This window comes from Pseudenhygromyxa sp. WMMC2535, assembly GCF_011083025.2.
The window spans coordinates 327,949-352,490 of sequence record NZ_JABJWV010000001.1; the positions used below are offsets into that span (position 1 = coordinate 327,949).

Below are 24,542 nucleotides of genomic sequence, written 5' to 3' on the forward strand. Positions count from 1 at the left end.
ACACCATGACCGCTCCAGGCCCCACTCCCCGCCAGGACCTCCCCCCGACGCCGCCCGGGCTCAAGCGCCTCGGGCTGGGCATCTTGTTCGCCTTCGTGTTTGGGGTGTTCGCGCTGCTCGCCGGGCCGTTCATCCTCGACGGCTGGCGCGAGTATCAGATCTTGGAGAACGGAGAGGACGCCGTCGCCACCTTGCTCGTGATGCGCGACACCAAGGACCGCGCCAACGACAACCCGATCGTCGCAATGACCGTGGAGGTCCACCCCGAGGAGGGCAAGCCCTACCGCGCGCAGATCGTCACGCCGATCTCCATGGTCGCGCTGCAAAACTACCGCGTCGGCGGTCAGGTCCGCATACGCTTCGACCCCAAAGATCCGACCCAGGTCGCGCTGGTCGGGCCGATCATCGAGCGGCCAGAGCCCGCGCCCGCGCCCGCCAACACCCCCGCTGCTGCGCCCGCCCCCGCCAACACGGCAGCGCCCGCCGAGCCCGCTCCCGCTCCCGCTCCCGCCCCGACCCCCGCCGAGAAGAGCGAGACACCTTGAAGGTCCTCAAGCCCTCGAAGCTCAGCGTGCTCAACCGCTGCTTCGAGCACCAGCGCCGCTATTACATGGGCGTCTCGGTGCTCGCCTTCATCCCCCTCGACGAGCCCCCGCGGCTGCTCCCCGAGGCGGCGATGTGGGCCTTCGCGGGCGAGCGCCTCGGAGCCGAGGGCGCCCTCGACGTCGGCATCCCCAAGGCCTGCGGCGAGTATCTGATCCACGGCTCGGCCTACGCGCCAGGCGGGGTCGCGGTGCCCGAGCTGCCCGTCGGCGTCCGCGTGGGGCCGCTGAGCAAGCAGCTGCAGGTCAGCGGCGACCGCTACTGGGTCGGCCGCACCCAGCCCAGCGCGGCCCAGCCCTTCACCGAGCTGCCCCTGGCCTGGGATCGCGCCTACGGCGGGCCCGACTTCCCGCGCAACCCCCTCGGCCGCGGCCGCGCCGAGGTCGAGCTCATTGGCCAGCCAGCGGTGCTCCTGCCCAACGTCGAGGATCCGCGGGCGCTGATCGACGCCGCCGACCAGGACGTCGAGCCCGCGGGTCTGCGCGCCATCGACATCAGCTGGCCGCAGCGCAGCGCGCTCGCGGGGACCTACGATCAGCGCTGGCTCGAGGAGCTCTTCCCCGGCTTCGCCGCCGACGTCGACTGGGGCGTGCACAACATCGCGCCGCGCGACCAGCAGCGCGAGGGCTGGTGGCGAGGCGGCGAGGACTGGGAGCTGATCAACCTCCACCCCGACAAGCCGCGCCTGGTCGGGAGCTTGCCGCGCTGGCAGGCGCGCAGCTTCATCACCCGGGCGATCACCGAGGGCGAGGCCACGCGCGAGGCCTTTGAAGAGGTCCCGCTCTCGCTCCAGACGCTGTGGTTCTTCCCCGACGCCGAGCGGGCGGTGCTGATCTTCCAGGGCTCGATCGAGATCGCCACCGACGACGCGAGCGACGTGCTCCACCTGATGATCGGCGCGGACGCCCTCGCGGCGCCCCGCCCGGCCGCGCACTACGCCGAGGTCCTCGCCGCGCGCCTCGATCGTGACGAGGGCGTGTTCGCGGCCCTCGACGACGCCCCGCTCGTGCCCCCGGGCCAGGCCGAGGCCAGCGAGCCGACCCTCGACGAGGTCATGCAGTCGCGCGAGGGCCTGCTCGAGGCCAACTTGCACAAGTGGCGCGTCCGCGAGGCCGAGGCCGCGCGGGCCTTCGTCGCCGCCCAGGGCCTGGACCCCGACGTCCACGGCCCCTGCATGCCGGATCCGCCCGCGCCGCCCCCCGACCCCAAGGACATCCCCGCGCTGATCGAGTCCGCCAAGGCCCAGGCCAAGGCCATGGAGGCCGAGCAGCTCGCCCGCCAGGCCGAGGTCGAGGCCGAGCTCGACGCCATGAAGGTCGACGGCCTCGACGCCCAGGGCCTGCGCGAGGAGCAGGCCACGCCCACGGGCCCGCCTACCTTCTCGGCCGCGACCCAGCGCGGCGCCCTCGAGCTCATCGCGATGGAGTCCCGCAGCCAGGGCTACATCAACGACGAGATCGAGGAGATGCTCGCCGACGACGAGCTCTACGCGAGCTGGAAGCAGGGCGAGCAGACCCTGCGCGGCACCTACCTGCTCAGCGCCCACACCCAGCCGCCGGCCCCGGCGATGGCCGCGGAGGACCTCGAGGACGCCCGCGTCTGCCTGCGCAAGTACCTCGAGGCCGGGCGCAGCGTCAGCGAGCTCAACCTGACCGGCGGCGACTTCTCGGGCATGGACCTGCGCGGCGCCGACCTCTCCGACACCTGGTTCGAGTCGGCAAACTTCTCGGGCGCCGACCTGCGCGGCGCCAAGCTCGACAAGGCCGTGCTCGCCCATGCCAACTTGCGCGGCGCCAAGCTCGACGGGGCCAGCGCCCGCGAGGCCAACCTCGGCAAGGCCCGCCTCGACGACGCCAGCGCCCGCGCGATCGACCTCGAGTCGGCGACCCTCGTCGGCACCCACCTCGAGCGCACGCAGCTCTCGGGCGCGAAGCTGACCAAGGCCAACCTCAACGCGGCCAAGCTGATCGCCGTCGACGCCAGCGAGGTCCAGGCCGAGGGCTTCGTGCTCAGCGACGCCGAGGTCCGCGGGACCCGGCTGTGCGGCGCTCGCTTCGAGCGCGTGCTCTTCGTCGGCGTCGACCTGCGCGGCGTCGACCTCTCGGGCATCCACATCCACCGCGGCGCGTTCATCAACTGCCCGGCGAGCGGCGCCAAGTTCGACGACGCGACCCTCGACAGCGTCGCCTTCGTCGAGGACTGCCCCCTCGACGGCGCCAGCTTCGTGCGCGCGACCATGCCCCGCTGCAACCTCCGCGGCCAGAAGCTCGACGGCGCAGACTTCAGCCACGCGAGCCTCGACGCCAGCGACCTGTCGTCGACCTCGCTGGTCGGCGCCAAGTTCTACCGCGCCCTCGCCCGCGAGGCCCGCTTCGTCCGCGCCGATCTCGACGGCGCCTCGCTGCTCACCGCAAACTTGATGCAGGCCGTGTTCACCCACGCGACGATCACCGGCGCCGACCTGCGCGGCGCCAACCTCTACGCCGCCGACATGGCCCGGGTCCGCAGCGACGAGCGCGTGCGCCTCGACGACGCGCTGCTGACCAAGGTGCGGATCAACCCCCGCTACCACGAGCCCGCGGTGGAGCGCGACCAATGAGCGAGGTCCGAAAAAAGATCGCCGGCGAGCGCCTCGACGCCGCCACCCTCCAGGCCAGGATCGCCGCCGGCGAGTTCATCGAGGACGTTGTCGTCGCGGGCCTCGATCTGCGCGGCGCCAAGCTCTGCGGGGGACAGTTCCAGGCCGTGGACTTTCGCGGCGCCAAGCTCGACGGCGCCGACCTGCGCGAGTCGATCTTCGCAACCTGCAAGTTCGACGGCGCCTCGCTGGTCGGCGCCGATCTACGCATGGCCCTGCTCAGGAGCTCGAGCCTCGCCGAGGTCGACGCCAGCGAGGCGCGGATGAGCTCGGTGACCGTCGACAGCGCCAAGGCCCCGGGCCTGCGCCTGCGCGGCGCGGACCTGCGGCGCTCGACCTTCACCCGCGGCGAGCTCGAGGACCTCGACCTGTCCGGGGCCGAGCTCGAGGGCTTCTCGATGCTCGACTGCAAGGTCGCCGGCCTCGACCTGCGCGCCACGACCCTCGTCGGCAGCTTGCTGATCGGCGCGGACATGCGCGCGGCCAAGCTCGAGGGCGCCCGCCTCGAGCGCGTGGTCTTCTCCGAGGCCAATTTCGCCGGCGCCAGCTTCGAGGGCCTCGACGCCCGGATCTGCCAGTTCATCGCCGCCGACCTCCAGGGCGTGAAGCTGCGCGCGGCCAAGCTCGAGCGCAGCAACTTCCAGACCGCCAAGCTCCAGGGCGCCGACCTCTCCCACGCCGATCTACGCAGCGCGATGTTCACCGAGGCCGACCTCAGCGGCGCCTCGCTGCGCCACGCCCAGCTGCGCCAGGCCCTGTTCCCCGACGCGATCCTCGAGGGCGCCGACTGCTCGGGCGCCGACCTGCGCGAGTCCATCTTCCACCGGGCGCGCTGCGCCACGGCCCGCTTCATCGGCGCCCAGCTGAGCTACGCCGACTTCTCGTCGGCCGACCTCCGCGAGGTCGACATGAGCGGCGCGCAGGTCTTCCGCGCCAGGCTCCACGCCGTCCAGGACGCCGGCGCGCTCATCCCCGGGCGCGCCGCGACCTTGGGCGACGACCCGGAGCTCGCCGCCGCCGAGCGCTGGCAACCAAAGTACTGACCATGTCCGCACGCACACAGACACCGCCCGCGCCCGCCGAGGCCCGCACCGACGCGGCCCAGCCCGCCCGCAGCCGCGCCCCCTCGGCCTCGCTGGGCGCGGCCATGAGCCAGCGCCTCGCCCGAGTCCAGGCGATCACCGACGACGCCCTGCTCGTCGACGAGGGCGGCCGCTCGCGCCTGGTCCAGCCCGCGACCAGCTGCCTGCTCGAGCCCTGCGTCGGCGACCTGGTCCTGCTCGTGACCGCCGACGACGACCCCGGCGGCTACGTCCTCGCCGTGCTCGAGCGCGCGGCCGCGGCCGAGGCGGTGATCTCGAGCCCCGGCGGCGCGAGCTTGACCCTGCGCGCCCCGGCCGGCCGCGTGCGCGTCGAGGGCAGCGAGGGCGTCGAGCTGCACACCCCCGGCGTGCTCGAGCTGCGCGCAGACGAGGCCCGGCTCCAGTCCCGCTCGCTGCGCCTCTTCCTCGACGAGTGCGCCGCGATCATCCGCTCGGCCTTCGCCTCGCTGACCAAGCTGACCCACGTGGGCGAGGCCGTCGAGCTGCTCGTCTCGCGCTTCACCCAGCACAGCCAGCACAGCACCCGGGTGATCGCGGGCGTCGACCACACCCAGGCCGAAGAGGTGGATCTGCGCGCGGGCAACAACGTCCACCTGCGATCGGAGCGGACCGTGATCAACGGCCGCGAGGTCGTCAAGCTCGACGGCGGACAGATCCACTTGGGATAATCAAAGGACCAGCGACGATGTACGGCAATTCGCAGATGATGGGCCTCGACACCGGCTTCCCCGATGTCTGCCTGACCCCGAGCCCCGCCGGCCCCGTGCCGATCCCCTACCCGAACATCGCCACCGGTCCAATGGGCGTCCCGCCGGCGCTCACCGTGATGTTCATGTGCACCCCCGCCCACAACATGAGCACCACCGTCCCGCTGACCAACGGTGACAACGCTGGCGTGGCCATGGGAGTCGCCTCGGGCATGGTCATGGGCCCCTCGCGGCACCTCACCGCCTCGTTCACGACTCTGGTCGGGAGCATGCCCGCGACCCGGTTGACGAGCATGTCGCTGCAAAATTCGACAAATTGCCCTGGCGCCCGGGTCGTCCCCAGCCAGGTCAAGGTGCTGATCCTCGCGCCTTGAGGGCGGCCGCCGGGTCGCGCTCGGCGACATCCAATTGGGCAATCATCGCTCGTCAGCGGCCCAGCTCACGCGCCGAGCGCATGTAAAAGACCGCGCCTCGTGCAATCGTGCCTCGCATGGGGCAGCTGATCGAGATCGCCAAGTCAGGACGCGCCGCGTGTCGCATCTGCGGCGCCAAGATCAAAAAGGGCGAGCATCGCCTGGGCGTGGAGTACGACAGCGAGTACGGCACGAGCCATCGCTGGCACCACCTCGCCTGCGCCGCGACCAAGCTGCCCGCCGAGCTCGCGGCGGCGCTGTCGAGCTACGCCGGCGAGCTCCCCGAGCGCGAGCAGCTGCTGGCGACCATCGCCGAGGCCTCCAAGGCCGCGGCGGCTGCCGACGCCAGCCCGGGTGTCAGCTACCCGCGCTACCCCAGCGCCAGCCTGGCGCCGACCTCCCGGGCGAGCTGCGCCGAGTGCGGTGAAGCCATCGCCAAGGGCGAGGTCCGCGTCGAGATCGAGCACGAGGTCGAGATCAACGGGCGCATGCGCGAGGCGGTCGGCTACCTCCACCCGGCCTGCGCCCCGCGCTGGGCCGCGAGGAATTGGACGGGTACGGCCGACTTCGCCGAGACCTTGCGCCACAACGCCGCGGTCAGCGTGCCCGAGGCCGCCTTCGCCAGCTACGAGGCGCCCGAGCGGGCCCCTCGCCCGCCCTTCCCCGGCGTCGACGAGGTCCAGCTCCAGCGCCTCGCCAGGGCCCTCGGCCGCGCCCGCGACGTCAGCGGCTACAGGCACAAGGACGTCCTGCGCGACGCGGTCGCCCACGACGAGCGCACGCGCTTGCTGTGGTACATGGCGCGCCACGAGCTCATCGACGCTGGCCACGACCCCGGGATCTGGAGTCTGCTGGCCGACGAGCCCGCGGACTTCGAGCTCGACGCCGCCCTCGACCTGCTGTGCCAGATCCCCGGCAAGCTCTCGCCCCTCTTTGGCCGGGGCTACCGCGCCGACTACCTGATCCCAAACTGGTGCGAGTCGCTCCAGCGCATCGCGGTGCTCTGCCACCACGCCGACCGCGAGCGCCTGCGCGAGCGCCTGCCCCAGATGCACGGCAACGTGCGCCTGGGCGTGTGCCTGGTGTTCGCGCTGCGCGGCGACGAGGTCCCCAGCGAGGCTCGCAAAGCCCTCGTCGAAGGCCTCGCCAAGATCGCGTCCACGGCCTACCCCGAGCACATCGACGACGTCGAGACGAGCGAGCCCTACCCCGAGCAGAGCGTCTTCGATCCCGCCCCGATCGCCCGGGCCCTCGACGCCGAGACCTGGCGCGACGCCCTGCGCAGCGGCGTCGCCCGGCACCGCTGGCGGGACGCGAGCCTGGTCCACGAGGTCCTCGTCGAGCTCGAGCTCCCCGCCCTGCTCAAGACCCTGATGCGCGCCGACGGAGGCGACCTCGACGCGGCGAGCTTCGAGGCGCTCATCGAGGCCCGCGGCGACGCCGGGCCAGCGCTGATCACCGCGCTGATGGCCGTGCCCGAGGACGATCGTGGCGGCGGCTTCGAGCGCTTCTTGACCGTGGCCATGGCGCGCAGCCCCGGCCAGGTCCCCGCGGGCGCCGAGGACCTGCTCGACTTCCTGGCCATGAACCCCTCGCTGAGCACGGGCGAGGAGGCCGTCCCCCGCTACCGCCGCGCGCTCACGGCCCTCGGCGACGCGCGCGTCGACGCCCTCGCCGCGCGCTTGCTCGACTCGCGCATGTCCTCGCGCGCCGCGGCCCCTCTATCCCTGCGCTTCGACGCCGACAGCTACGCGAAGATCTTCACGGCCGACGACGCCTACCTCTCCCCCATGTGGCTCGCGCTCCCGGGCCTGGCCGCCCTGCCCACGCTGCTGCGCGAGCTCGACAGCCCGCGCGCCGGGGATCAGAAGAAGCGCATCGCGGACGCCCTTCCGCTGGCCCTGCTTCAGGCGGCCCGAGACGGCGAGCGCATCGACGTCGAGCTGCTCGCGCGCCTCGAGCTCGGCGACCGAGACGAGCTCTCGCACTCGCTGTGCGAGGCGCTGACCGTGGTGCTCCCGGCCGTGGACGCCAAGGCCCTCGCCCGCCACGTCCGCGACCAGCTCGAGGCCGAGGCGCCCGCCTCCCGGCCCGAGCAGCTGCTGTGGGTGGCCAGCTTCGTCGAGGATCCCGGCGTCCACGAGCTCGCCGTGAAGACGGTGATCGAGCGCCGCGCAGACATCCGCGCGCTCGGCCTCGTCAAGCAGGCCGTCACCCGCCTCGGCGACGCGGCCCTGCCCCTCTTCGAGCGCCACATCGCCATCAGCCAGGGCGACCGAACCTTCTTGGGCCAGCTCGAGTCCGTGTTTCCGCCGCCCGCCGTCGAGGCCCTCGGCGCCGCCCAGGGCCTCGCCAAGGAGACCTCGCTGCAGACCATGCAGCGCCTGGCGAAGGCCGGCCGCGACCACCGGCGCGTCTACGCCTTCGACCTCTACGCCAAGCTGAGCCCGCCGCGCGACGGTAGCCTGAGCTGCTACGACGGGCCGCCCCCCGCGGGCGTCGAGGTCCCCCTGCGCGCGGGCGAGCCCATGGACCACGTGCTCACCATCGACCTCCAGGACGCGCCCGAGCTCGCCGCCCTCGCGGGGCACGAGGGCGCGCGCACGCTCTCCTTTTTCCTGGGCGAGCGCCACGAGGACGAGCTCGTCGAGGACAGCGAGCTCGTCCCCTGCGCCGCTCCGGGCGCCTTGCACCCCGAGGCGCGGCCCTTTGCGATCGTCCCCCTCGACCTCCCCGGCGGCGTGTTCGCCCGGCGCACGGACAACCCCGAGCTCCAGCAGCTGCGCAAGCTGCTGTTCAATTGCGACGGCTACGCCCTCGGTGAGCCGATCTGGATCCAGTCGCCCGAGCCCATGGGCACCTTCTTGTTCCAGCTCAGCGAGAGCTTTGGCCTCAACCTCGGCGACAGCGGCGAGATGTACGTCTGGGCCGGCGGCGAGGCCAACTGGCAGTGCTACTGAGCGCTCAGGCCAGCACGTTCTCGTTGCCCGAGTCGAGGGTGAACATGCACGACGAGCGCGTGGCCTCGACCATGCGGTTCATGAACGCGAGGTCGTCGCCAGCGCGCAGGCCGATGATGTCGAAGTCGGACTGCGGAGACAGGTGGGCGACCGCCTCGATCTCGCCGACGAGGATGTGGGTCCGCCCGGTCGCGGGGATCCGCGCGAGATCGCGGATCTCATCGACCTGGGCCCGCGCGCTGGCCTCGTCCTCGGCGCGAGAGATGGTCCCGACGATGTTGAGCTCGGCCTCCCAGGCCCGGGCCAGGCGATAGGCCAAGAGCAGCGCCAGGTGGCTGTTGCCCTCGGTCAGCACCTCGGCGATCGAGCTGCCCTGCGCGCTGAGGTCGAGCCATACGTTGACCACCTGCTCGCGCCCGCTCCCGGCCTCGTGGTGCATGGCGCAGACGATCACGCCCACGCGCTGGCGCCGGGCCTCGAGCAGCAGGCTCGGGAGCTCGGCCTGGTGCGCGGGCCCGTCGGGGAGGTCCAAGAACAGCAAGTTGGGCCGAAAAAACGCGCTCCCGAGCGCCTGCATCCCCGCGACCACGCCGGTCTCGAAGCCCGTCGAGTCGATCACCGAGTCCGAGGTGAACACCCCGGCCTGGCGCAGCGAGCCGGCCAGGGCGTCGATCCGTCCGCTGAGGTCTTCCACGGTCTCGCGCGTGGCGATGCCCAGGAGCTTGACCGAGCCCTCGGGGTGGCACAGCGCGCGCAGCAGCCGATACTCGCCGCGCAAGGTCGCGGCGTCGCGGACCGGGACCAGCAAGTTGGGCTTCCAGCCGCGGGCGGCGTGCATGATCCCCAGATCCGCGACCTTGGTCGCCGCCCAGTGGGCGAAGGCCACGAAGAAGCCGCTGCGCACGTCGTCGGCCCCGCCCCGACCCATGCCGCTCTTGAGCATCCACAGGTACATCGTCAAGACCAGGCCGACCGCGATCAGGCTGAAGGTCGGGTTGACGATGAACATCGCAAAGATGCAGCCGAGCGTCCCGCACAGCGGCACGAGCTTGGGCAGGCGCAGCGTCGGGCGAAAGCTGGTCAGCCCGAGGCTGGACTCGGCGAGCACCACGATGTTGATCACCGCGTAGGTGATCAGGAAGAACATGCTGATCAGCGGCGCGATCATGTTGAGGTCGCGCAGGACCAGGCCGACGAGCACGATCGCCCCGGTGACCAGCATCGCCCGGCGCGGCTCGCCCTTGGCCGAGACCTTGGCGAACCACTCCCCGCGCGGCAGCAGGTCGTCGCGGCCGAGCGCGAGCAGGATCCGCGGCGCCCCGACCAGGGACGAGAGCGCCGAGGAGAAGGTCGCGCCGAGCAGCCCGGCGACCACCACCGGCCGCGAGAGCGAGCGGTCGATCATGATCATGTAGTTGGAGACCAGCTCGTCGGGGCTCGCCGCCTTGGCCACCCACAGCGCGAGCACGAGGTAGACGACCGCGCTGATTGCGATGGCGCTGAGCGTGCCCAGGGGGATGCTCTTGCGCGGGTTGGTGAGCTCGCCGGACATGTTGGCGCCGGCCAGGATCCCCGTCGCGGCCGGGAAGAAGACCGCGAACACCACCCAAAAGTCCGCGCCCTCGATGCCCTCGCTGGGGCTGCCGGGGTAGCTGCCCCACAGCGTGAGCGCCTGCTCGCTCGTCCACACCCCCGGGGCCGCGACGATCGCGACCAGCGAGGCGAGGACCAGGGCCATGACCACGTACTGGACGCGAAAGGCCAGGCCGGCGCTGATGAAGGCGATCGCAAAGACCACCGCGAAGGCCACGAGGTCGATGACCAGGGCCGGGTGATCCGGGAAGATCCACTGCCAGCCCGCGCGCAGACCAAAGATGTACATGGCCACGGCCAGGGCCTGCGAGAGGTAGAGGGGCACGCCGACCGAGCCGCCGATCTCGCGGCCGAGGGAGCGCGAGATGATCGCGTAGGGCCCGCCCGCGCCGAGGCGGGTGTTCGTCGAGATCGACGAGAGCGAGAGGCCGGTCGAGGTCGTGATCCCGATCGCCACGGCCATGACGCCCACGGCCCCGAGCAGCCCGGCGTTGCCGACCACCCAGCCGATCCGCAGGTACATGATCACCCCGAGGATGGTCAGCATCGTCGGCGTGAACACGCCGGCGAAGGTCCCGTAGGTCTTGATCGCCGAGGCGACCGCGGCCGAAGCCGTCGACGCAGCCGGCCCCGGAGACGGATCCGGGGCCGCGTCCGGGGCACAACCAGTGGCGAGCGCAGGAGGAGACGAGGTGTCGGTGTCAGACATGGCGACTCGGGCGTCCGGGGCCCACGGGCTGCTAGAGCGGCAATCAGTTTGAATTCACACTCTCAGGCACATCTGGGCGGCCCCGTGGTCTTTGTCGCTCGGCGCTCGCAGTGGGTCCACCACAGCTTCGGCCTCGCTCCTCGCCACGAGACCGCCCAGACGCACCTGAGAGCGCGCCTCCAAACTGATCGCCGCTCTAGAGCCCGTGGTGGAACCCAGCGCGGCTCCTCGCGCCGGGATTTTCGTCGAGGGCGCGAAGCCAAAACGCCGATGTACCGGGCGTACTGCAAGTTTTGGCGACAACGCCATCGGCGGAAGGACCAAGCGAGGTGTCGTGTTGGGTTTCACCACGGGCTCCTAGGAGCTAGTCCTGACCGACGCAGTGGCAGGTCGCCGACTTGCCGCCGCGCGGCCGCGCCTCGAGCATCTCTTTTTCACAGCGGGCCGTCGCGCCGCGCTCGTCCGCCATCTGCGGGTAGCTGTAGACCTCGCGCGAGAGCTCGGCGCCCTTGCGGTCGACCCACACCGCCGTGCACTCGAAGTCCCACTTGCGATCGCAGGCCAAGCTGGCCAGCAGTCCGATGCACACACCGAGTCCCAGGAAGGCCGCGCGCGACATGGGCGGATGGTATCAGGGTGGCGCCGCCTCCCGTGTGAGCGATCAGAGCCGAGCCGCGCAGCCTCTGCGCGAGCCGGTTACTCGACGGAGATCACCTTGCGGGTCATCCCGCCGTCGATCGGCGACGTCGAGGTGCTCGAGGCGGACGGGCCCCCGGGCCGAGAGCTCGTCTCGCGCGTCGCGGCCGGCCCGCTCGTCGAGCTCGGCGAGCACCACGTGGGCGCCAGCGTCGAGCAGCTGCCCCGCGATCGCGCGGCCGATCCCCGAGCCCGCGCCGGTGACGAAGGCGACCCGATCCGCGAAGCTCGCCATGGTCATCGCTCCTCAGCGCCACTTGCGGGAGCGGCTGACCGACATCAGCACCCCCAGCCCGAGCATCATCGTGACCACGTTCGAGCCGCCGTGGGAGAAGAAGGGCAGCGGCAGGCCGGTGTTGGGGAAGAACTCGAGCACGACGCCGATGTTGAGCACGACGTGCCACAGAAACATCGCGCCGATGCCCACGCACAGGCAGGCCGCGAAGCGGTCCCGGGCCTGGGAGGCGAGGTTCACGGCCCACAGCACCAGGGCCATGTACAGCGCCAGGAGCATGGTCGAGCCCACGAAGCCCCACTCCTCGGCGAACACCGCGAAGGAGAAGTCCGACTCCTTGTAGGGCACGAAGTCGAGCACGTTTTGCGTGCCCTGGGCGACCCCGCGGCCAAAGAAGCCGCCGTTGCCCACCGCCGTGCGCGCCTGGATGATCTGATAGGCCTCGTCGGGGTGAGACTCCGGGTCCAGCCACACGTCGATGCGCTTGGTCTGGTAGCCGTGCAGGAAGAAGGACCACGCGACCATGAAGCTGATCACGCCGGCCGCCGTGAGCCCCAGCAGGGTCTTGAGGTCGAACTCGGTGACCGCGAGCACGCTCATGGCGATGAGGATCAAGATGATCCCCGTGCTCAGGTCGGGCTGCTTGATGACCAAGAACGCGGGCACCAGCACCAAGGCCCCCGGTAACAACAATGTGCCGACCAGGGTGCGGCGTGACTCCCTGCGCGCCAACCAATGTAGATAGCGCGCCAGGCCAATTACCAGGACCAGCTTCATCAGCTCCGAGGGCTGAAAGCGCACGAAGGCCAGGTCGAGCCAGCGCGTGGCGTTGTTGGTGGTCGTGCCGACGATGGTCACGAGCAGCACGAAGCCGAAGCCGATCGCGTAGATCGGGTAGGCCGCGCGGTAGTAGACGCGGTAGTCGATCGCCGCGGCCCCGAACATCAAGATCGTGCCGATGGCCACGAAGCGCAGCTGGTCGCGGACCAGCGGCCCGCTCCAGTCCCCGCCCTCGGCGCTGTTGAGGTTGATCAGCGCCAAGGTCGCGATGCCGATGGCCACGGTGACGACGATCCAGTCGACGGAGCGACGGATCCTCGTCCACCAGGTCTGCGGTCCTGTGATCAGCTCGTTGGCCATGGCGATTCTCTTTAGAGCCCCTCCGCGATCTCGGCCTCGCGGCGGCGGGCCGCTTCGCCGGGCAGCGGCGGCGGCACGCCCGGCGCCCGCGGGCGCTCGGCCTCGCTCTTGGCGCCCTTGGAGCCGAGGTAGTGATCGATGACGCGCATCACGATGGGCGCCGCGGCGTCAGCGCCCACGCCGCCGTGGGCGACCAGGGCGACGACCACGATCTCGGGGTCCTCGGCCGGCGCGTAGCCAGCGAACCACGCGTGGTCCTTGGTCACGTCCCAGCCCTCGATGATCTCTTCTTCGTCGGGCACCCGCTCGATGCCGACCTCGGCGGTGCCGGTCTTGCCGGCGACGGTCACCGACTCGAGGCGCTCGCTGTAGGCGGTGCCGAGCTCGGTGTTGACCACGCCCACGAGGCCGCGGTGGATCCGCTCGCGGTCGAAGGGGGCGATCACCGGCTCGTCGGACTTGTACTTGGGCGAGGTCTCGAGCACGAGCTTGCCGTCGGAGGTGACCACGCGATCGACGAGCGAGGGCGTGACCACGAAGCCGCCGTTGCCCAGGGCGGCGTAGAGCACCGCGATCTGCAAGACCGTGGCCTTCACGTTGCCCTGGCCGATGGCCGAGTTGAGGCGAACGCCGCGCTGGAAGGTGCCCTGGCGCGCCTCCGAAGCCTCGGTGGGGATGACCCCGGGGACCTCGGCGTTGATGCCCAAGCCGGTGCGCTCACCCAGGCCGAGGCGACGCGCGACCTCCTCCATGCGCGCCAAGGTCAGGTCCTTGTCGATCGCCAGGTGATAGAAATAGACGTTGCAGCTCTCGACGATCGCCTGCTCGAGGTCGATGGTCCCGTGGCGGTGGCCCGAGGCCTCGGTGAAGCGCCGGCCGCCGTACTCGACGTAGCCGTCGCACTCGATGGTCTCGTTGGGGTCGAAGTTGGGGTCCTCGAGGGCGGCGAGGGCCGACACCACCTTGTAGGTGGAGCCGGGGAAGAAGTTCTCCTGCACCGTCTTGTCGACGAAGGGCTTGAAGGGCGAGGACAGCCAGTCCGTGTACTGCTGCCGGGTGATCCGGCCCTCCCAGACGTTGGGGTCGATGGCCGGGACCGAGACCATGGCCAGGATCCGCCCGGTGTCGACCTCCATCGCGACCACACCGCCGGCGCGCTTGATGCCCTCGATCGACAGGCTCTCGCCGATCTCCCCCTCCATGGTCTCGCCCGCCAGGGCCGTTGCCGCGACGCGCTGGAGGTCGAGGTCGAGGCTGAGGTAGATGTCCTGGCCGGGGATCGGCTCGCGGTCCGCGGGCAGGGCCTCGACGGCGGCCGGCGGCGGCTCGGCGACCTCGCGGCCGACGGAGTCGACCACCCGCGAGCGCTGGCCGAGGCGGCCGCGCAGGTAGTTCTCCCACTGGCGCTCGATGCCCGTGACGCCGATCCGGTCGCCGAGGCGGTAGTCGCCGTAGCGCGAGTCCTCGAGGGTCTCGCGCCCGATCTCTCGCATGAAGCCGGTGACGAAGGCCGTCAGCTCGCGCTCGGGGTAGTAGCGCCGCGCCGACTCGCGGATCTCCACCCAGGTGTCGAAGCCCCGGGTCTGGATGCGCGCGTTCTCCTCCCACGACAAGTTGTTGCGCACGACCACGGCGTAGCGGCCGTTTCGCTCGTCCTCGCGCAGGCGCTCGAGCTTGGCCACGAACTGCTCGCGATCGACCTCGTCGACGAAGTCGATCAGCGCGGCGAGCTCGATGATCTGCTGATCGACGATGGGCTCGCGCACCACCTTGGGCTCCTCGCTGCGATCCTCGGGCTCGATCTGCCGGCGCGGGATGGCCGTGACGTAGAGCGCGTAGGTGGCGTGGTTGGTGGCCAGCGGCCGGCCCTTGCCGTCGAAGATCCGCCCGCGCGGGGCCTCGACGTCGATGGTGTCGATGAAGTTGTCCTCGGCGCGCCGGGCGAAGTGCACGCCCTCGAGGATCTGGAGCTGAAAGAGCCGGACGATCAGCCCGAGCACCAGCAGCCCGCCGACGACCACGAAGGCCTGGAGCCGCGGCTTGAGCACGCGGACGTCGTCGTCGGGGCTGCGCCGGGTGAGCTCGCGGCTGGCCCCAGCGCGGCCGCCTCCGCCGCCCTCCGAGCCCCCGCCCTTGCTGCCGCCGAGCTGCGCCCGACGGCGCGCGGCCGCGGCCCGGAACTCCGCGCCGTCGAAGCCCGCCCGGCCCTTGTGGATGACCTTGCGATCGCCGTCGTCGCTCACGTCAGGCGCCTTCCTGGGGGCTGGGCTTGGGCTGCAAGCGCAGGCGCTCGAGCACGCGGTCGGTCAGCAGCCACACGGGGTGGGCCACCAAGAAGGTCGCAGTGAGGTGCCAGCGCGCCTGCCACAGCCCGTCGAGCAGCGCCTCCCGGGGGATCCGCATGGAGTCTGCGAGGACCATCAGCGTGCCCCAGGTTGCGATGTCGATCAGTCCAACGGCCGCCAGCGCAGCCGCTGCGCGCGACAGCCAGCCGTGCAGCGCCAGCCGCCCCGCGCCCCAATGCAGCGCGAGGAAGGCAAGCTGATGGGCGAGGATCAGCGTGCCCATGGGCGCGCCCTGGTGCAGGTCCTCGAGGTAGCCGAGCACCGTGACCACCGCGAGCTTGGCCGGCAGCTCGCCCTCTTGCGCGAAGGCGAGGTGGACCAGGAGCACCGCCGTGGTCGAGGGCAGCATCACGCTCAGCGCGAACACGTGCCCCAAGCCGGCCACGGCCGCCATCAGCAGCCAGCCGAGCGCGATGTAGGCGAGGGCGCGAAAGAGCATGGGCGGAGGAATCTTAGGCAGCCCGGGGCAAAAGTCGAAATGCGCGGGCGACGGCCGGCGACGGGCGAGGATGCGGGGAGATTCCCGTGCGAGTCAGATCACGGACGAGTCACTCGAGGCGGCCCCGCGACGCCGCTAGCGCTCGCAGCTCCCCCTCGAGCCGCGCGGGCGAGGGGACGGCCGCGGAGCCAGCGATCTCCTGGCACAGCTCCCCGAGGTGAGCCAGCGCGCGGCTCACCCGGGCCTGGACGGTGCCCTCGCGGACCTTCTCCAGCGCGCTCAAGTCCGCGAGCGAGAGCCCCTCGAAGTAGCGCAGACCGAGGAGATCTTGCTCGTCGAAAGCCAGGCGCTCGAAGGCCTGCGAGAGCGTCTGCCCCATCGCCCGAACCCGAGGCCGTGTCTGCGCATCGAAGGCGCTGCGATCGAAAAAGGCGAAGTCGAGCGCGCTTCCCTGGGCCTCGCCGCGGTAGCGCTGCGCCAGCACGCGCCGGGCGAGGTCGTAGAGCCGCTGCTGCCCCCCCGCGAACAGGCTCGAGAAGGTGTCCTCGACGAGCGTGGCCGAGACCTCGGCGCCCTCCCCCACCCGCGCACGAAAATAGCGGCGCAGCGCCTCGAGATGACGTGCGATCAGCTCACGGGCCGCGTCGAGGTCCCCGCCTCGCCAGGCCTCGAGCAGCTGCGCATCGGAGCAGAGCGAGTCGCTCGCCTTCGATCGCTCCCCCGCGTCCAGCTCCGCGAGCAGGATCAGCGCCCGGAGCTGCTCGCGGCGAGCATCCTCGCTGCCATCGAGGGCCCGCGTGGCCAGGTCCAAGGCCCGCTCGCCCTGCGCTCGCGCCTGCGCTCGAGCCCCCCGCACGCTCGCCACCTCGGCCAGCCGAAGGCGCTGACGCGCGGCTTCTGCCACCGCCCCCGCGGCCTCGTAGGACGCCGCGGCGCGCTCGAGCTCGCGCTCGGCCTCCTCCAGACGTCCACGCCCAGCGAGCAGCCGCCCCGCGCTCGCGCTCGCGTCGGCGATCGTCGCTGGTGCCCCGGTATCCCCGGCCGCCCTGACCACATCGAGGAGCCACTCGACTCGCGCCTCCCCCTGGCCCTCGTCCTCGTCGAGCACCGGCGCCGCCCAGCCCGACAGCTTCGCGCGCGTCTCGGGGCCCCCGCGCGTCGGCGCTCCCTCTTCACTCGCGGCCAGCGTCGCCTGGAAGTCGAAGCGCAGCAGCATGACCTCGAGCAGATCCCAAGCCAGCGAGGCGAGCTGCTCCAGCCCCTCGCGGGCGATCCACAGCACGACCCGCGCCGCGAGCAGCTCCGGCAGCTCGTCACGGCGCAAGTTGAGGTTGACGATCGCCAGGGTCTGCGCGCTCGTCCCCTCGAGATCGGTGGACAGCGCGTCGAGACCGACGAGGAACACCACCTCCGCCCTCGCGCTCGCCGTGGCCAAGGCCGCAACCAGATCGTCGGCGACCTCCCCGAGCTCGAGGGTGACGCTTCGCCGCCCGCTGGCCCGCGCGCGCGCCTGCTCGCGCACCGCCTCGGCCACGCGCGCGTCCGCGTAGGTCGCCAGCGCGAGGCCAAAGGGCCGCCCGCTTCGAGTCATGAAGCGGACCAGACGATCGAGCTCGAGGGCGTCGCCTTCGGCGTCCTCTTCTCGCACGCGCTCAGCCCCCCTCGGCGACGAGGCGCGGGTCGTCACGCAACACGGGGTGCACGTCCCACCAGGGATCGCCGTCGTAGTTGAGCACGCAAGAGTGGAGGATCAGGTGGGAGTCCTCGTCGCGGTTCTCCACCAGGTTCGTGCGGCTGATCTCCACGGCCCGCGGCCAGTCCTGCGGGCGCATCAGCACCGCGCGCTCCCTCGCCATGCGCCGCGCCGCCCGCTCGATCTGCGCCACGGAGATCCGCTCGGGCTCGGCCATCTCCCCGGCCGCGCGGGTCAAGGTGAGCAGGTCGCGGACGTGGCCGCCGCACAGCCGCGCGAGCGCCTCGAGGCAGCCATCGACGTCGGCGAACACCTTGTCGAGCATCACCCGGGCGTCGAGCAAGCGCTCGATGGCCCGCTTGGCTTCGGGCCGAACCATCTGCGGAGGGTCGCCCAAGAAGCGCACCGGGAGCACGGGCACCGTGACCAGTGAGAAGGCCTGGCCAGCCTGCACGGTGCGCGGAGAGTAGTGATCGGCCGGGCTGAAGAAGAACAACAGGTGGCAGCGCAGCGCCCGGAATTCTTCGGCCCGCCGCAGGACCGCCTCGTCGATGAGCGCGCGGTTGGGGATCTTCTCGAGGTTGTCGAGGATCACGCACAGCTGCTGACTGCGCGCCGCCAAGGCGGCGTGCGCCCCGTCGAGCAACAAATTGACATGGCGCACCAGCGCCTGGGGATCCCGCTCCGCTCGGCTGCGGATCACCTTGCGATACTCCGTCCCCGACTTGAGCGCCGCCGTGACCTTGGCCGAGAACGCGGCGAGCAAGGCGAGCTTGTTCTCGGCGCCCACCGAGCCCTCCAGCGTCCCGAGGATCTCGCGGCGCTGCTGCTCCTCGAGCAGCTCCTCCGAGAACCAGTGATAGACGTTGTCGACGAGCTCGGGGGCGAGCGCGATCGACTGCTCCTCGAGGCAGGCGATGACCGCCCGCGCGATGATCAACATCAGGTCCGCGAAGGTGAACCCGCCCTGATCCACCGCGAGCTGGGCGTTGATCTGCACCGGCATCACGCCCTTGTCGCGCAGCTCGCCCATGGCCTTGCGGACCAGCGTCGTCTTGCCCGTGCCCTTGTGCCCGACGATCCCCACGTGCTGCCAGCGCCCCAGGGTCTGGATCGAGCGAAAGTGGCGCTTGAGCTTGGCCGAGACCCCGTAGTGCTCCGCCGGCAGCAGCGCCTCGAAGTCCGCGAAGAAGGGGTCCGAAGGCCCGACGAGCGCGAAGGGATCGAGGGCATCGAAGGCCTCCTCCACGGAGGTCGCGCGGACAGACTCCGGCATGACCATCAGGGTACACCAGCGCCCACAGGCCGCCTACTCCGACGCCTCCTGCGGCGCCTCTTCCACCTCCAGCGCCACCCTCCCCTCGTGGCCCTCGGTCTCCACCACATAGAGGTACTCGAGGTTGCGCAGGTGGCTGACCGCGCCGACCTTCTCGCCGCTGGGGTTGTAGATCCCGATCTGCGCCCCGACGTAGCGCTTGTAGTCGTGGCTGAGCACCGTCACCCGCCCGCGGGTCGACAGCAGCGCCTCCATCTGCGGCCGGTCGATGTAGCCCTCGTTGTTGAAGGACACGAGCAGGACCTTGGCGCGGACCGCCGCGATGATCTCGGTGAGCGCGGCGTGGAACTTGCGCTTGGAGTTGAAGGGGCTCTTGCGCGTGCGGCAGTCGACCCGCTTTTGCGCGAGGCCGTAGACCTCGGGCTTGTCCCACAACACCAGCGACTCCCACACGTGGTAGTTGCTCAGGTAGCTGTGCTGGTTGTAGGGCGGGTCGAGGTAGGCCACGTCGACCTCGAGCTCGCGGGCCGCGTCGAGGGCCTCGCGCTGGTGGGCCTCGCCCTTGCCCCGCGCCGCCTGGGGCAGGATGTCGGGCAGGCGCATGCGCATCGGCTTGTGCGAGCGCGTGGCCCACTGCTTGAGGAAGGCCATCTGTAGCCCGCAGGTCGAGTCCACGCGGTCGGCCGCCTCCATCAGCGAGACCAGCAGCACCGCCTCGAGCTCGGGCTCGAGCTCCTTGGCGGCGATCGCATCGCGGATCGCGTCGACCCGGGCGCCGTTGTGCGGCTGAAAGAAGCGCGCCTGCTCGCAGTAGGTCTGGGTGAACCAGCCCGGCTCCCCCGGCAGCGCGTCGAGCTCGGCGATCAGCTTGTTCGCGTCGCGTTCGAGGCGGTCGCGGTCGGCGGCCACGTAGCAGCGGGCCAGGGTCGCCGCGTAGGTGTTGTGGTCGTTGGCCAGCACTCGGTAACCGGCGCCCTTGAGCGCGTGCCCGACCCGCGAGGTGCCCGAGAAGAGATCGAGGACCGTGGCGGCGTCGGGGACCGCGTCCACCGCCCGCAGGACCACGGGCAGCAAGGTGCGCTTTGAGCCGATGTACTTGATCATCGTCTTGTGGCGCATGTTAGCGGAATTCCAGGGAATTTCAGCGGGGACGGCGGAAGGGCTTCGAAGCTGCGCACAGCGGCGCGAGGGCGAGCCAGACGCAAACAGGCCGCGCGACGAGGAGCTGAGCAGGCGAGCTGGAGCGAGCGCGGCGAGCTGCGCGAGGACAGGGCGAAGCGAGCTCGCTCGAGTGCTCGGCGCGCTCGAGCCGCTCGACCCAGCTTGGGCCGTGGCGCTTCGTGCAACATCGCGAGGCGGCAATCAGTTTGGACGCGCCCGAGGAGGAACCCGACACGACCCCCGGGTGCGTCGCAGGGTTCCTCCACGATCTACCCAATCACAAGACATGATAAACAAACTGTTTCCAGCCATATTCAAAAACAATTCACCATTCACATCTTCTCATTGAACCAATATCTGCAAATACATAAACTGCCCTCGTCGGAGCTAGAACCATGACAACCAATCTATCGTCCAACCCCGCCGTCGCGTGCCTGCAGGTCCTCGTTCAGTCCCACAAAGGCTTCCCTCTCCTGCTCGAGAGCTCGCTTCGGGTCGCCCGCAGCAAGGCCGCCGAGCAGCTCGATCCCAAGCTCTTCGCGGCCCTGAAGTGGCCGGTCACCTACGGCGAGTACCTCGCCTACCTCGAGTGGTTCGCCTGCTGGCCGCCCGTCGAGAGCAGCGACCCGGCCTGGCTCGAGCCGGGGACGCAGGAGCACCAGGAGGTCTATGACCGCCTGTGCCATTTTTATTATCTAATCGATCAACCCGTGGACGGCGGCAAGATCGTCGAGAGCGTCGGATGGTTCAGCGAGTGGCTGGTGGCCTACGCCGACGCCTGGGGCGACTTCCTCGACACCACCGCGTCCTTCAGCCCCGCCCAGCTGGCCTCCTTTCTCGAGAACTCGCCCCGCTACGAGGTCAGGAACTCGATGATCGGGGATCGCCCCAATTCGCCGAGCGGGTGGCTGACCTTCAACCAGTTCTTTGCCCGCGAGCTCAACCCGGGACTGCGCCCGATCGCCGAGCCCATGAACAACGCCGTGGCGGTCTGCCCCGCAGACTGCACCTACAAGGCCAAGTATCACATCGGCCCCAACTCGGAGATCGACGCGATCCGGGTCAAGGGCACGCACAGCTACGCCAACGTCGAGCAGCTGCTCGAGGGCAGCCGCTACGCGGGTGCCTTCGCCAACGGGACCTTCGTCCACTACTTCCTCGGGCCCTACTCCTACCACCGCTTCCACACGCCGGTGGCCGGGCGCGTGGTCGAGTCCTACGCGATCAGCGGCAAGGTCTACCTCGACGTCGACATCAACTCGGGCCAGTTCGACGCGCCGGACAGCGCCCAGGGCGGCTACGAGTTCAACCAGGCCAGGGGCGTGCTCACCATCGACACCGCGGGCTCTCCCTACGGGGATCTCGGCGTGGTCGCCGTCGTGCCCGTCGGCATGGCGCAGGTCTCCTCGGTGAGGATGACGGCGACCCCCGACACCAGCTGCCTCAAGGGCGACGAGTTCGGCTACTTCGTGTTCGGCGGCTCCGACATCATCGTGCTCTTTCAGCACCAGACCCACCCAGAGATCGACAAGAACACGGATTACCGCCGCTACGGCACGCCCATCGCCAGCTGCAAAACTGCGAGCTGACGCAGCGCTAACGAGCGTCGGCCAGGCGGCGAAACACCACGGTCGTCAGCAGCCCCAGCACCCCGAAGCCCGCGACCACCAAGAAGAACAGCCGGTGCCCCGCGGCCCCCGGGGCGCTCTCGGTGAGCGCCCCCATCAGCGGACCCATGAACACGTCCGGCGTGTAGCCGACCACCGAGATCAAGCCCACGGCCGCCCCCGTGCGCGCGAGCGGGACGCGGGCCTCACCGAAGAGCGCGAAGTAGAGCCCGCGCAGGGCGTAGACCCCGACGCAGGACAGGGCCACGGTCATCGCCAACACCCAGGCCCGCGACAGGGGCAAGAGCTCGGTGGCGAGGCCGAGGCTGCCCAGGGTCATGACCACGAAGGCGAGCGAGACCATCCTCGAGGCGCGCAGGCGATCCGCGAGCAGGCCGGCGAGCACGGCGGCGACGGGGCGGATCCAAAAGGCCATGGCGCCGAGCTTGGCGGCCTCGACGTCGTCGTAGCCAAAGGCTTCGCTGGCGTAGAGGGCCACGTCGTCGACGCTCTTGTAGCCGACGTAGGCGCAGACGATGATGATCGCCTGTAGCCACACCCTGGGCTCGCGCATGGCCAGCAGCACGCCGGCCAGGGCGTCCCCCCAGCCTCCGCGCGCCTCGGGCTCGCGCCTGTCCTCGTCCTGGGCGTCGCCGTCTTCGTCCTCGTCTCGCGCGGGGACCCAGAGCAGCACCAGCACCCCCACGAGCGTGGTGAAGGCCGCCAGCGACCAGATCACCCGCTCGAAGGCGAGCGCGCGGGCTTTGATGGAGGCGGTGGCGGGGTCTTCGGGCAGCGACCAGGCGAAGAGCGCGATACCACCCGAGACCATGAGCGCGGCCACGAGGCCGCGGCCGCCGTCGAGCAGACCAAAGGCCCGGCCCTGGGCGTCGCCGCCGCCCCACTCTCTCGTCGCGCGGATCATCGCGGCCCAAAACAGCAAGATCGTGGTCAGGCCCCACAGCCCGTAGAGCAGCTCCAAGCTGGCGAGGGAGCGGGTCAGGGCATAGCCGGCGCCGCTGACTCCGGTGACGACCAGCGCGGTGAACATCAGCCAGCGCGCCGAGAAGCGGTCGGCCAGGGGACCGCCCAGGAAGTAGGCGACCATCGCGACCACGCCGTAGATCGCCTGGGCGAAGCCGAGCTCGAGGTTGTCGATGGCGAAGACCTCGAGCAGGGTCGGGCGAAAGATCCGGGGGACCGCGAAGGGCAGCAAGAAGATGGCCTCGCCAGCGGTGACCAGTGCGAGCATGGTCAGGCCGCGAGCCGCTGTCCGTGGGCGCGCCACGGGAGCATGCTAACCCACGCCCGGAAATCTCCATGTCAGCGTGGCACGCGAGCGCCATGCGCGAGACAATCTCGCGGCCATGGGCTGGTACGACACCTTCTCGCGCTTTTACGATCGCTCGCTCGAGCCCCTCTATCGTAGCCAGCGCCTGGCGGCCGCCGAGGCCCTGGCGCTGGCCCCCGGACTGCGCGTGCTCGATCTTCCCTGCGGTACGGGGCTGAGCTTCCCGAGCCTCGCCCCGGCGCTCGGCAGCGAAGGCGCGCTGGTCGGCGTGGACCTGTCCGCGGGCATGCTCGCCAAGGCCCAGGCCCGCGCCGACGCGGCCGGCTGGTCCTGGGTCCGCACCCTCCACCGAGACGTCCACGCCCTCGATTCCGCGCAGCTGGCCACGGACCTCGGTGAGCCCGCGCCCTGCCAGGTGGATCGCCTGCACCTGTTCTTGGGGCTGACGGCCTTCCCCGAGTGGGAGGCGGCCTTCGCCAAGCTGTGGGCCTTGCTCGCCCCGGGTGGGCGCTGCGTGATCGTCGACGTCCACGCGGCCAAGCCCAACTTTCGAGGCCGCATGGTCAACCTCGTCGCCCGCGCGGACATCCGCCGGCGCGTGTGGGAGCCGCTCGAGGCCGCGGCCAGCAGCTACGAGCGCCGCGAGCTGCCCAGCGAGGCGGCCCACGGCGGGCAGCTCTTCTTGGCCGTGGGCGACAAGCCGCGCTGAGTCGAGCTTGGCTGCGCTCACTCCCCGCGGGCGGCGAGCAGCTCGTCGATCAGCGCCCGCGTGGCTCGCAGCTCGATCACCGAGAAGGTCCGCAGCATCGCGCCCAGCTCCGTGGTCGGGGCCAAGGTCCCAGCCTGGGTCGAGAACGAGGACAGGGACCACACGCCGCTCGACGAGGCCTGGATCCCGCGCAGGGTCTCGAGCAATTCGTGGGCGTCGGAGAAGCGCTCGTCGGGCAGCCGGGCCAGGGCGATGCTCAGCAAGGCGTCGAGCTCGACAGGCGCGCCGCCGCGGCGGACCAGCTCCGGGAGCAGGCCGTCGCGGTGGGCGGCGGCGACCTCCGCGAAGCTGCCAGAGAAGGGTGGCGCCCCCGAGACGAGCTCCCAGATCACGACGCCGAGGCCGTAGAGGTCGGCCAGGGTGCTGGGCGCCCGCCCACGCAGGACCTCAGGGGCGGCGTAGGCCGGGGAGATCGTGGTTCGCCCGAGCGCGTGCGAGAGGCCAAAGTCGAGCAGCCAGGGCCCGCCGCGGCCCACGAAGATCCGCGAGGGCTCGAGGCTCCCGTGGATCAGCCGGCGCTCGTGCGCAGGGCCGAGCATGTCGGCGAGCTCCTCGAGCAGCTCGACGGTCTCGGACCAGGGCGGGACCCCGTCCTCCGTGAGCCGCGCCCGCCAGGTCGTCAGCGGCTCGCCGGTCACCCAGCGATGGACCAGGTAGGGCTGGCCGCGCTCGTCCACGCCGGCGTCGAGGGGTCGGAGGATCCGCGGATCTCCACAGTCGAGGTCCAGGCGCCGCTCCCACCCGGGGCGCAGCCGCTTGCGATACTCGGTCGGGAGCAGCAAGAGCAGCACCCGCTGATCCGAGGCGTCGTCCTCGGCCACGAAGCGCTCTCCCTCGCCGCAGGGGCCCAGCGACTCCAGCAGCCGATATCGGTGCGCGACCACCTGCTCGATGGGCTGCGGACGGCTGAGACCGATTACCTCCAATAGACTTCGCATACCCGCTCACCAAAGTAGCAGGCGGCGATCATCGAGGGACCTGGTCCTTTCGCCAATTAGCGCACATTTTAACCAAGTGGTGCATTTCGCCTCATAAATGTTGTTAGTCGCCCCCTGACTCCCTTCCCGTGGACAAATTGCAACAAAGAGTATGGATATTGCGAGATCGGCTTCGCGCACCCGAGCGAGTGCGCGCGCGAGAGATCTCCCGCGCGTGTGCGCGCTG

General features: G+C 70.7%; 19 protein-coding genes. 8 read left to right on the plus strand and 11 right to left on the minus strand.

Annotated elements, in window-relative coordinates; all coding sequences use genetic code 11:
- Positions 1–5: 5 nt before the first annotated feature.
- The 6 genes from G6O69_RS01225 (at position 6) to G6O69_RS01250 (ending at position 8,424) form a co-directional block, all read left to right on the plus strand.
- Positions 6–545 (plus strand): DUF3592 domain-containing protein, encoded by a 540-nt coding sequence (locus tag G6O69_RS01225; RefSeq protein ID WP_176396551.1) that lies wholly within the window; start codon positions 6–8, stop codon positions 543–545.
- On the plus strand, positions 542–3,202 hold the full coding sequence (locus G6O69_RS01230) for a DUF2169 domain-containing protein (RefSeq protein ID WP_172301690.1): 2,661 nt from the start codon (positions 542–544) through the stop codon (positions 3,200–3,202). The genes G6O69_RS01225 and G6O69_RS01230 overlap by 4 nt, the downstream gene beginning before the upstream one ends.
- Entirely contained in the window at positions 3,199–4,284 is a 1,086-nt protein-coding gene (locus G6O69_RS01235) for a pentapeptide repeat-containing protein (RefSeq protein WP_172301691.1), read from the plus strand. Before G6O69_RS01230 ends, G6O69_RS01235 begins: the two co-directional genes overlap by 4 nt.
- A gap of 2 nt (positions 4,285–4,286) precedes the next feature.
- Positions 4,287–5,012, plus strand: coding sequence for a DUF3540 domain-containing protein (locus G6O69_RS01240; protein ID WP_172301692.1), 726 nt, complete (start codon positions 4,287–4,289; stop codon positions 5,010–5,012).
- A 17-nt stretch (positions 5,013–5,029) separates the two neighbouring features.
- A complete protein-coding gene (locus tag G6O69_RS01245; protein ID WP_172301693.1) occupies positions 5,030–5,425 on the plus strand; it encodes a DUF4150 domain-containing protein in 396 nt (131 codons plus the stop codon).
- A 116-nt stretch (positions 5,426–5,541) separates the two neighbouring features.
- The gene (locus G6O69_RS01250; RefSeq protein WP_172301694.1) at positions 5,542–8,424 is read left to right on the plus strand and encodes a hypothetical protein; all 2,883 of its coding nucleotides are present in this window, start codon (positions 5,542–5,544) and stop codon (positions 8,422–8,424) included.
- 4 nt (positions 8,425–8,428) lie between these two features.
- Here G6O69_RS01250 and G6O69_RS01255 read toward each other — a convergent pair whose 3' ends face one another.
- The 9 genes from G6O69_RS01255 to G6O69_RS01295 form a co-directional block, all read right to left on the minus strand.
- Positions 8,429–10,726 (minus strand): amino acid permease, encoded by a 2,298-nt coding sequence (locus G6O69_RS01255; protein ID WP_172301695.1) that lies wholly within the window; start codon positions 10,724–10,726, stop codon positions 8,429–8,431.
- A 364-nt stretch (positions 10,727–11,090) separates the two neighbouring features.
- Positions 11,091–11,345 carry a hypothetical protein gene (locus G6O69_RS01260; protein WP_172301696.1) on the minus strand — a complete coding sequence of 85 codons (255 nt, stop codon included), beginning with the start codon at positions 11,343–11,345 and terminating at the stop codon, positions 11,091–11,093.
- Between the two features lie 42 nt (positions 11,346–11,387).
- Positions 11,388–11,657, minus strand: a complete 270-nt coding sequence (locus G6O69_RS01265) for an SDR family NAD(P)-dependent oxidoreductase (RefSeq protein WP_172301697.1) — start codon at positions 11,655–11,657, stop codon at positions 11,388–11,390.
- A 12-nt stretch (positions 11,658–11,669) separates the two neighbouring features.
- The gene (gene rodA / locus G6O69_RS01270; protein WP_172301698.1) at positions 11,670–12,797 is read right to left on the minus strand and encodes a rod shape-determining protein RodA; all 1,128 of its coding nucleotides are present in this window, start codon (positions 12,795–12,797) and stop codon (positions 11,670–11,672) included.
- Positions 12,798–12,808: 11 nt separating this feature from the next.
- Positions 12,809–15,040, minus strand: coding sequence for a penicillin-binding protein 2 (gene mrdA, locus G6O69_RS01275; RefSeq protein WP_172301699.1), 2,232 nt, complete (start codon positions 15,038–15,040; stop codon positions 12,809–12,811).
- A 1-nt stretch (position 15,041) separates the two neighbouring features.
- Positions 15,042–15,581: a hypothetical protein gene (locus G6O69_RS01280; RefSeq protein WP_172301700.1), complete on the minus strand. Its 540-nt coding sequence runs from the start codon at positions 15,579–15,581 to the stop codon at positions 15,042–15,044.
- Between the two features lie 109 nt (positions 15,582–15,690).
- The gene (locus tag G6O69_RS41815) at positions 15,691–17,229 is read right to left on the minus strand and encodes a sigma factor-like helix-turn-helix DNA-binding protein (protein ID WP_172301701.1); all 1,539 of its coding nucleotides are present in this window, start codon (positions 17,227–17,229) and stop codon (positions 15,691–15,693) included.
- Positions 17,230–17,233: 4 nt separating this feature from the next.
- Positions 17,234–18,550, minus strand: a complete 1,317-nt coding sequence (locus G6O69_RS01290) for an AAA family ATPase (RefSeq protein WP_172301702.1) — start codon at positions 18,548–18,550, stop codon at positions 17,234–17,236.
- A 33-nt stretch (positions 18,551–18,583) separates the two neighbouring features.
- On the minus strand, positions 18,584–19,669 hold the full coding sequence (locus G6O69_RS01295; protein ID WP_255215671.1) for a DNA adenine methylase: 1,086 nt from the start codon (positions 19,667–19,669) through the stop codon (positions 18,584–18,586).
- A 437-nt stretch (positions 19,670–20,106) separates the two neighbouring features.
- Here G6O69_RS01295 and G6O69_RS01300 point away from each other — a divergent pair, with 437 nt between their 5' ends.
- Positions 20,107–21,300, plus strand: a complete 1,194-nt coding sequence (locus G6O69_RS01300) for a phosphatidylserine decarboxylase (protein ID WP_172301703.1) — start codon at positions 20,107–20,109, stop codon at positions 21,298–21,300.
- 7 nt (positions 21,301–21,307) lie between these two features.
- On the opposite strand, the gene G6O69_RS01305 is transcribed toward G6O69_RS01300, so the two are convergent.
- Positions 21,308–22,570: an MFS transporter gene (locus tag G6O69_RS01305; protein WP_172301704.1), complete on the minus strand. Its 1,263-nt coding sequence runs from the start codon at positions 22,568–22,570 to the stop codon at positions 21,308–21,310.
- 76 nt (positions 22,571–22,646) lie between these two features.
- Between G6O69_RS01305 and G6O69_RS01310 the strand changes: the two genes are divergently transcribed.
- The gene (locus tag G6O69_RS01310) at positions 22,647–23,318 is read left to right on the plus strand and encodes a class I SAM-dependent methyltransferase (RefSeq protein WP_176396553.1); all 672 of its coding nucleotides are present in this window, start codon (positions 22,647–22,649) and stop codon (positions 23,316–23,318) included.
- Positions 23,319–23,335: 17 nt separating this feature from the next.
- Here G6O69_RS01310 and G6O69_RS01315 read toward each other — a convergent pair whose 3' ends face one another.
- On the minus strand, positions 23,336–24,316 hold the full coding sequence (locus G6O69_RS01315) for a serine/threonine-protein kinase (protein ID WP_217909749.1): 981 nt from the start codon (positions 24,314–24,316) through the stop codon (positions 23,336–23,338).
- Between the last annotated feature and the right edge of the window lie 226 nt (positions 24,317–24,542).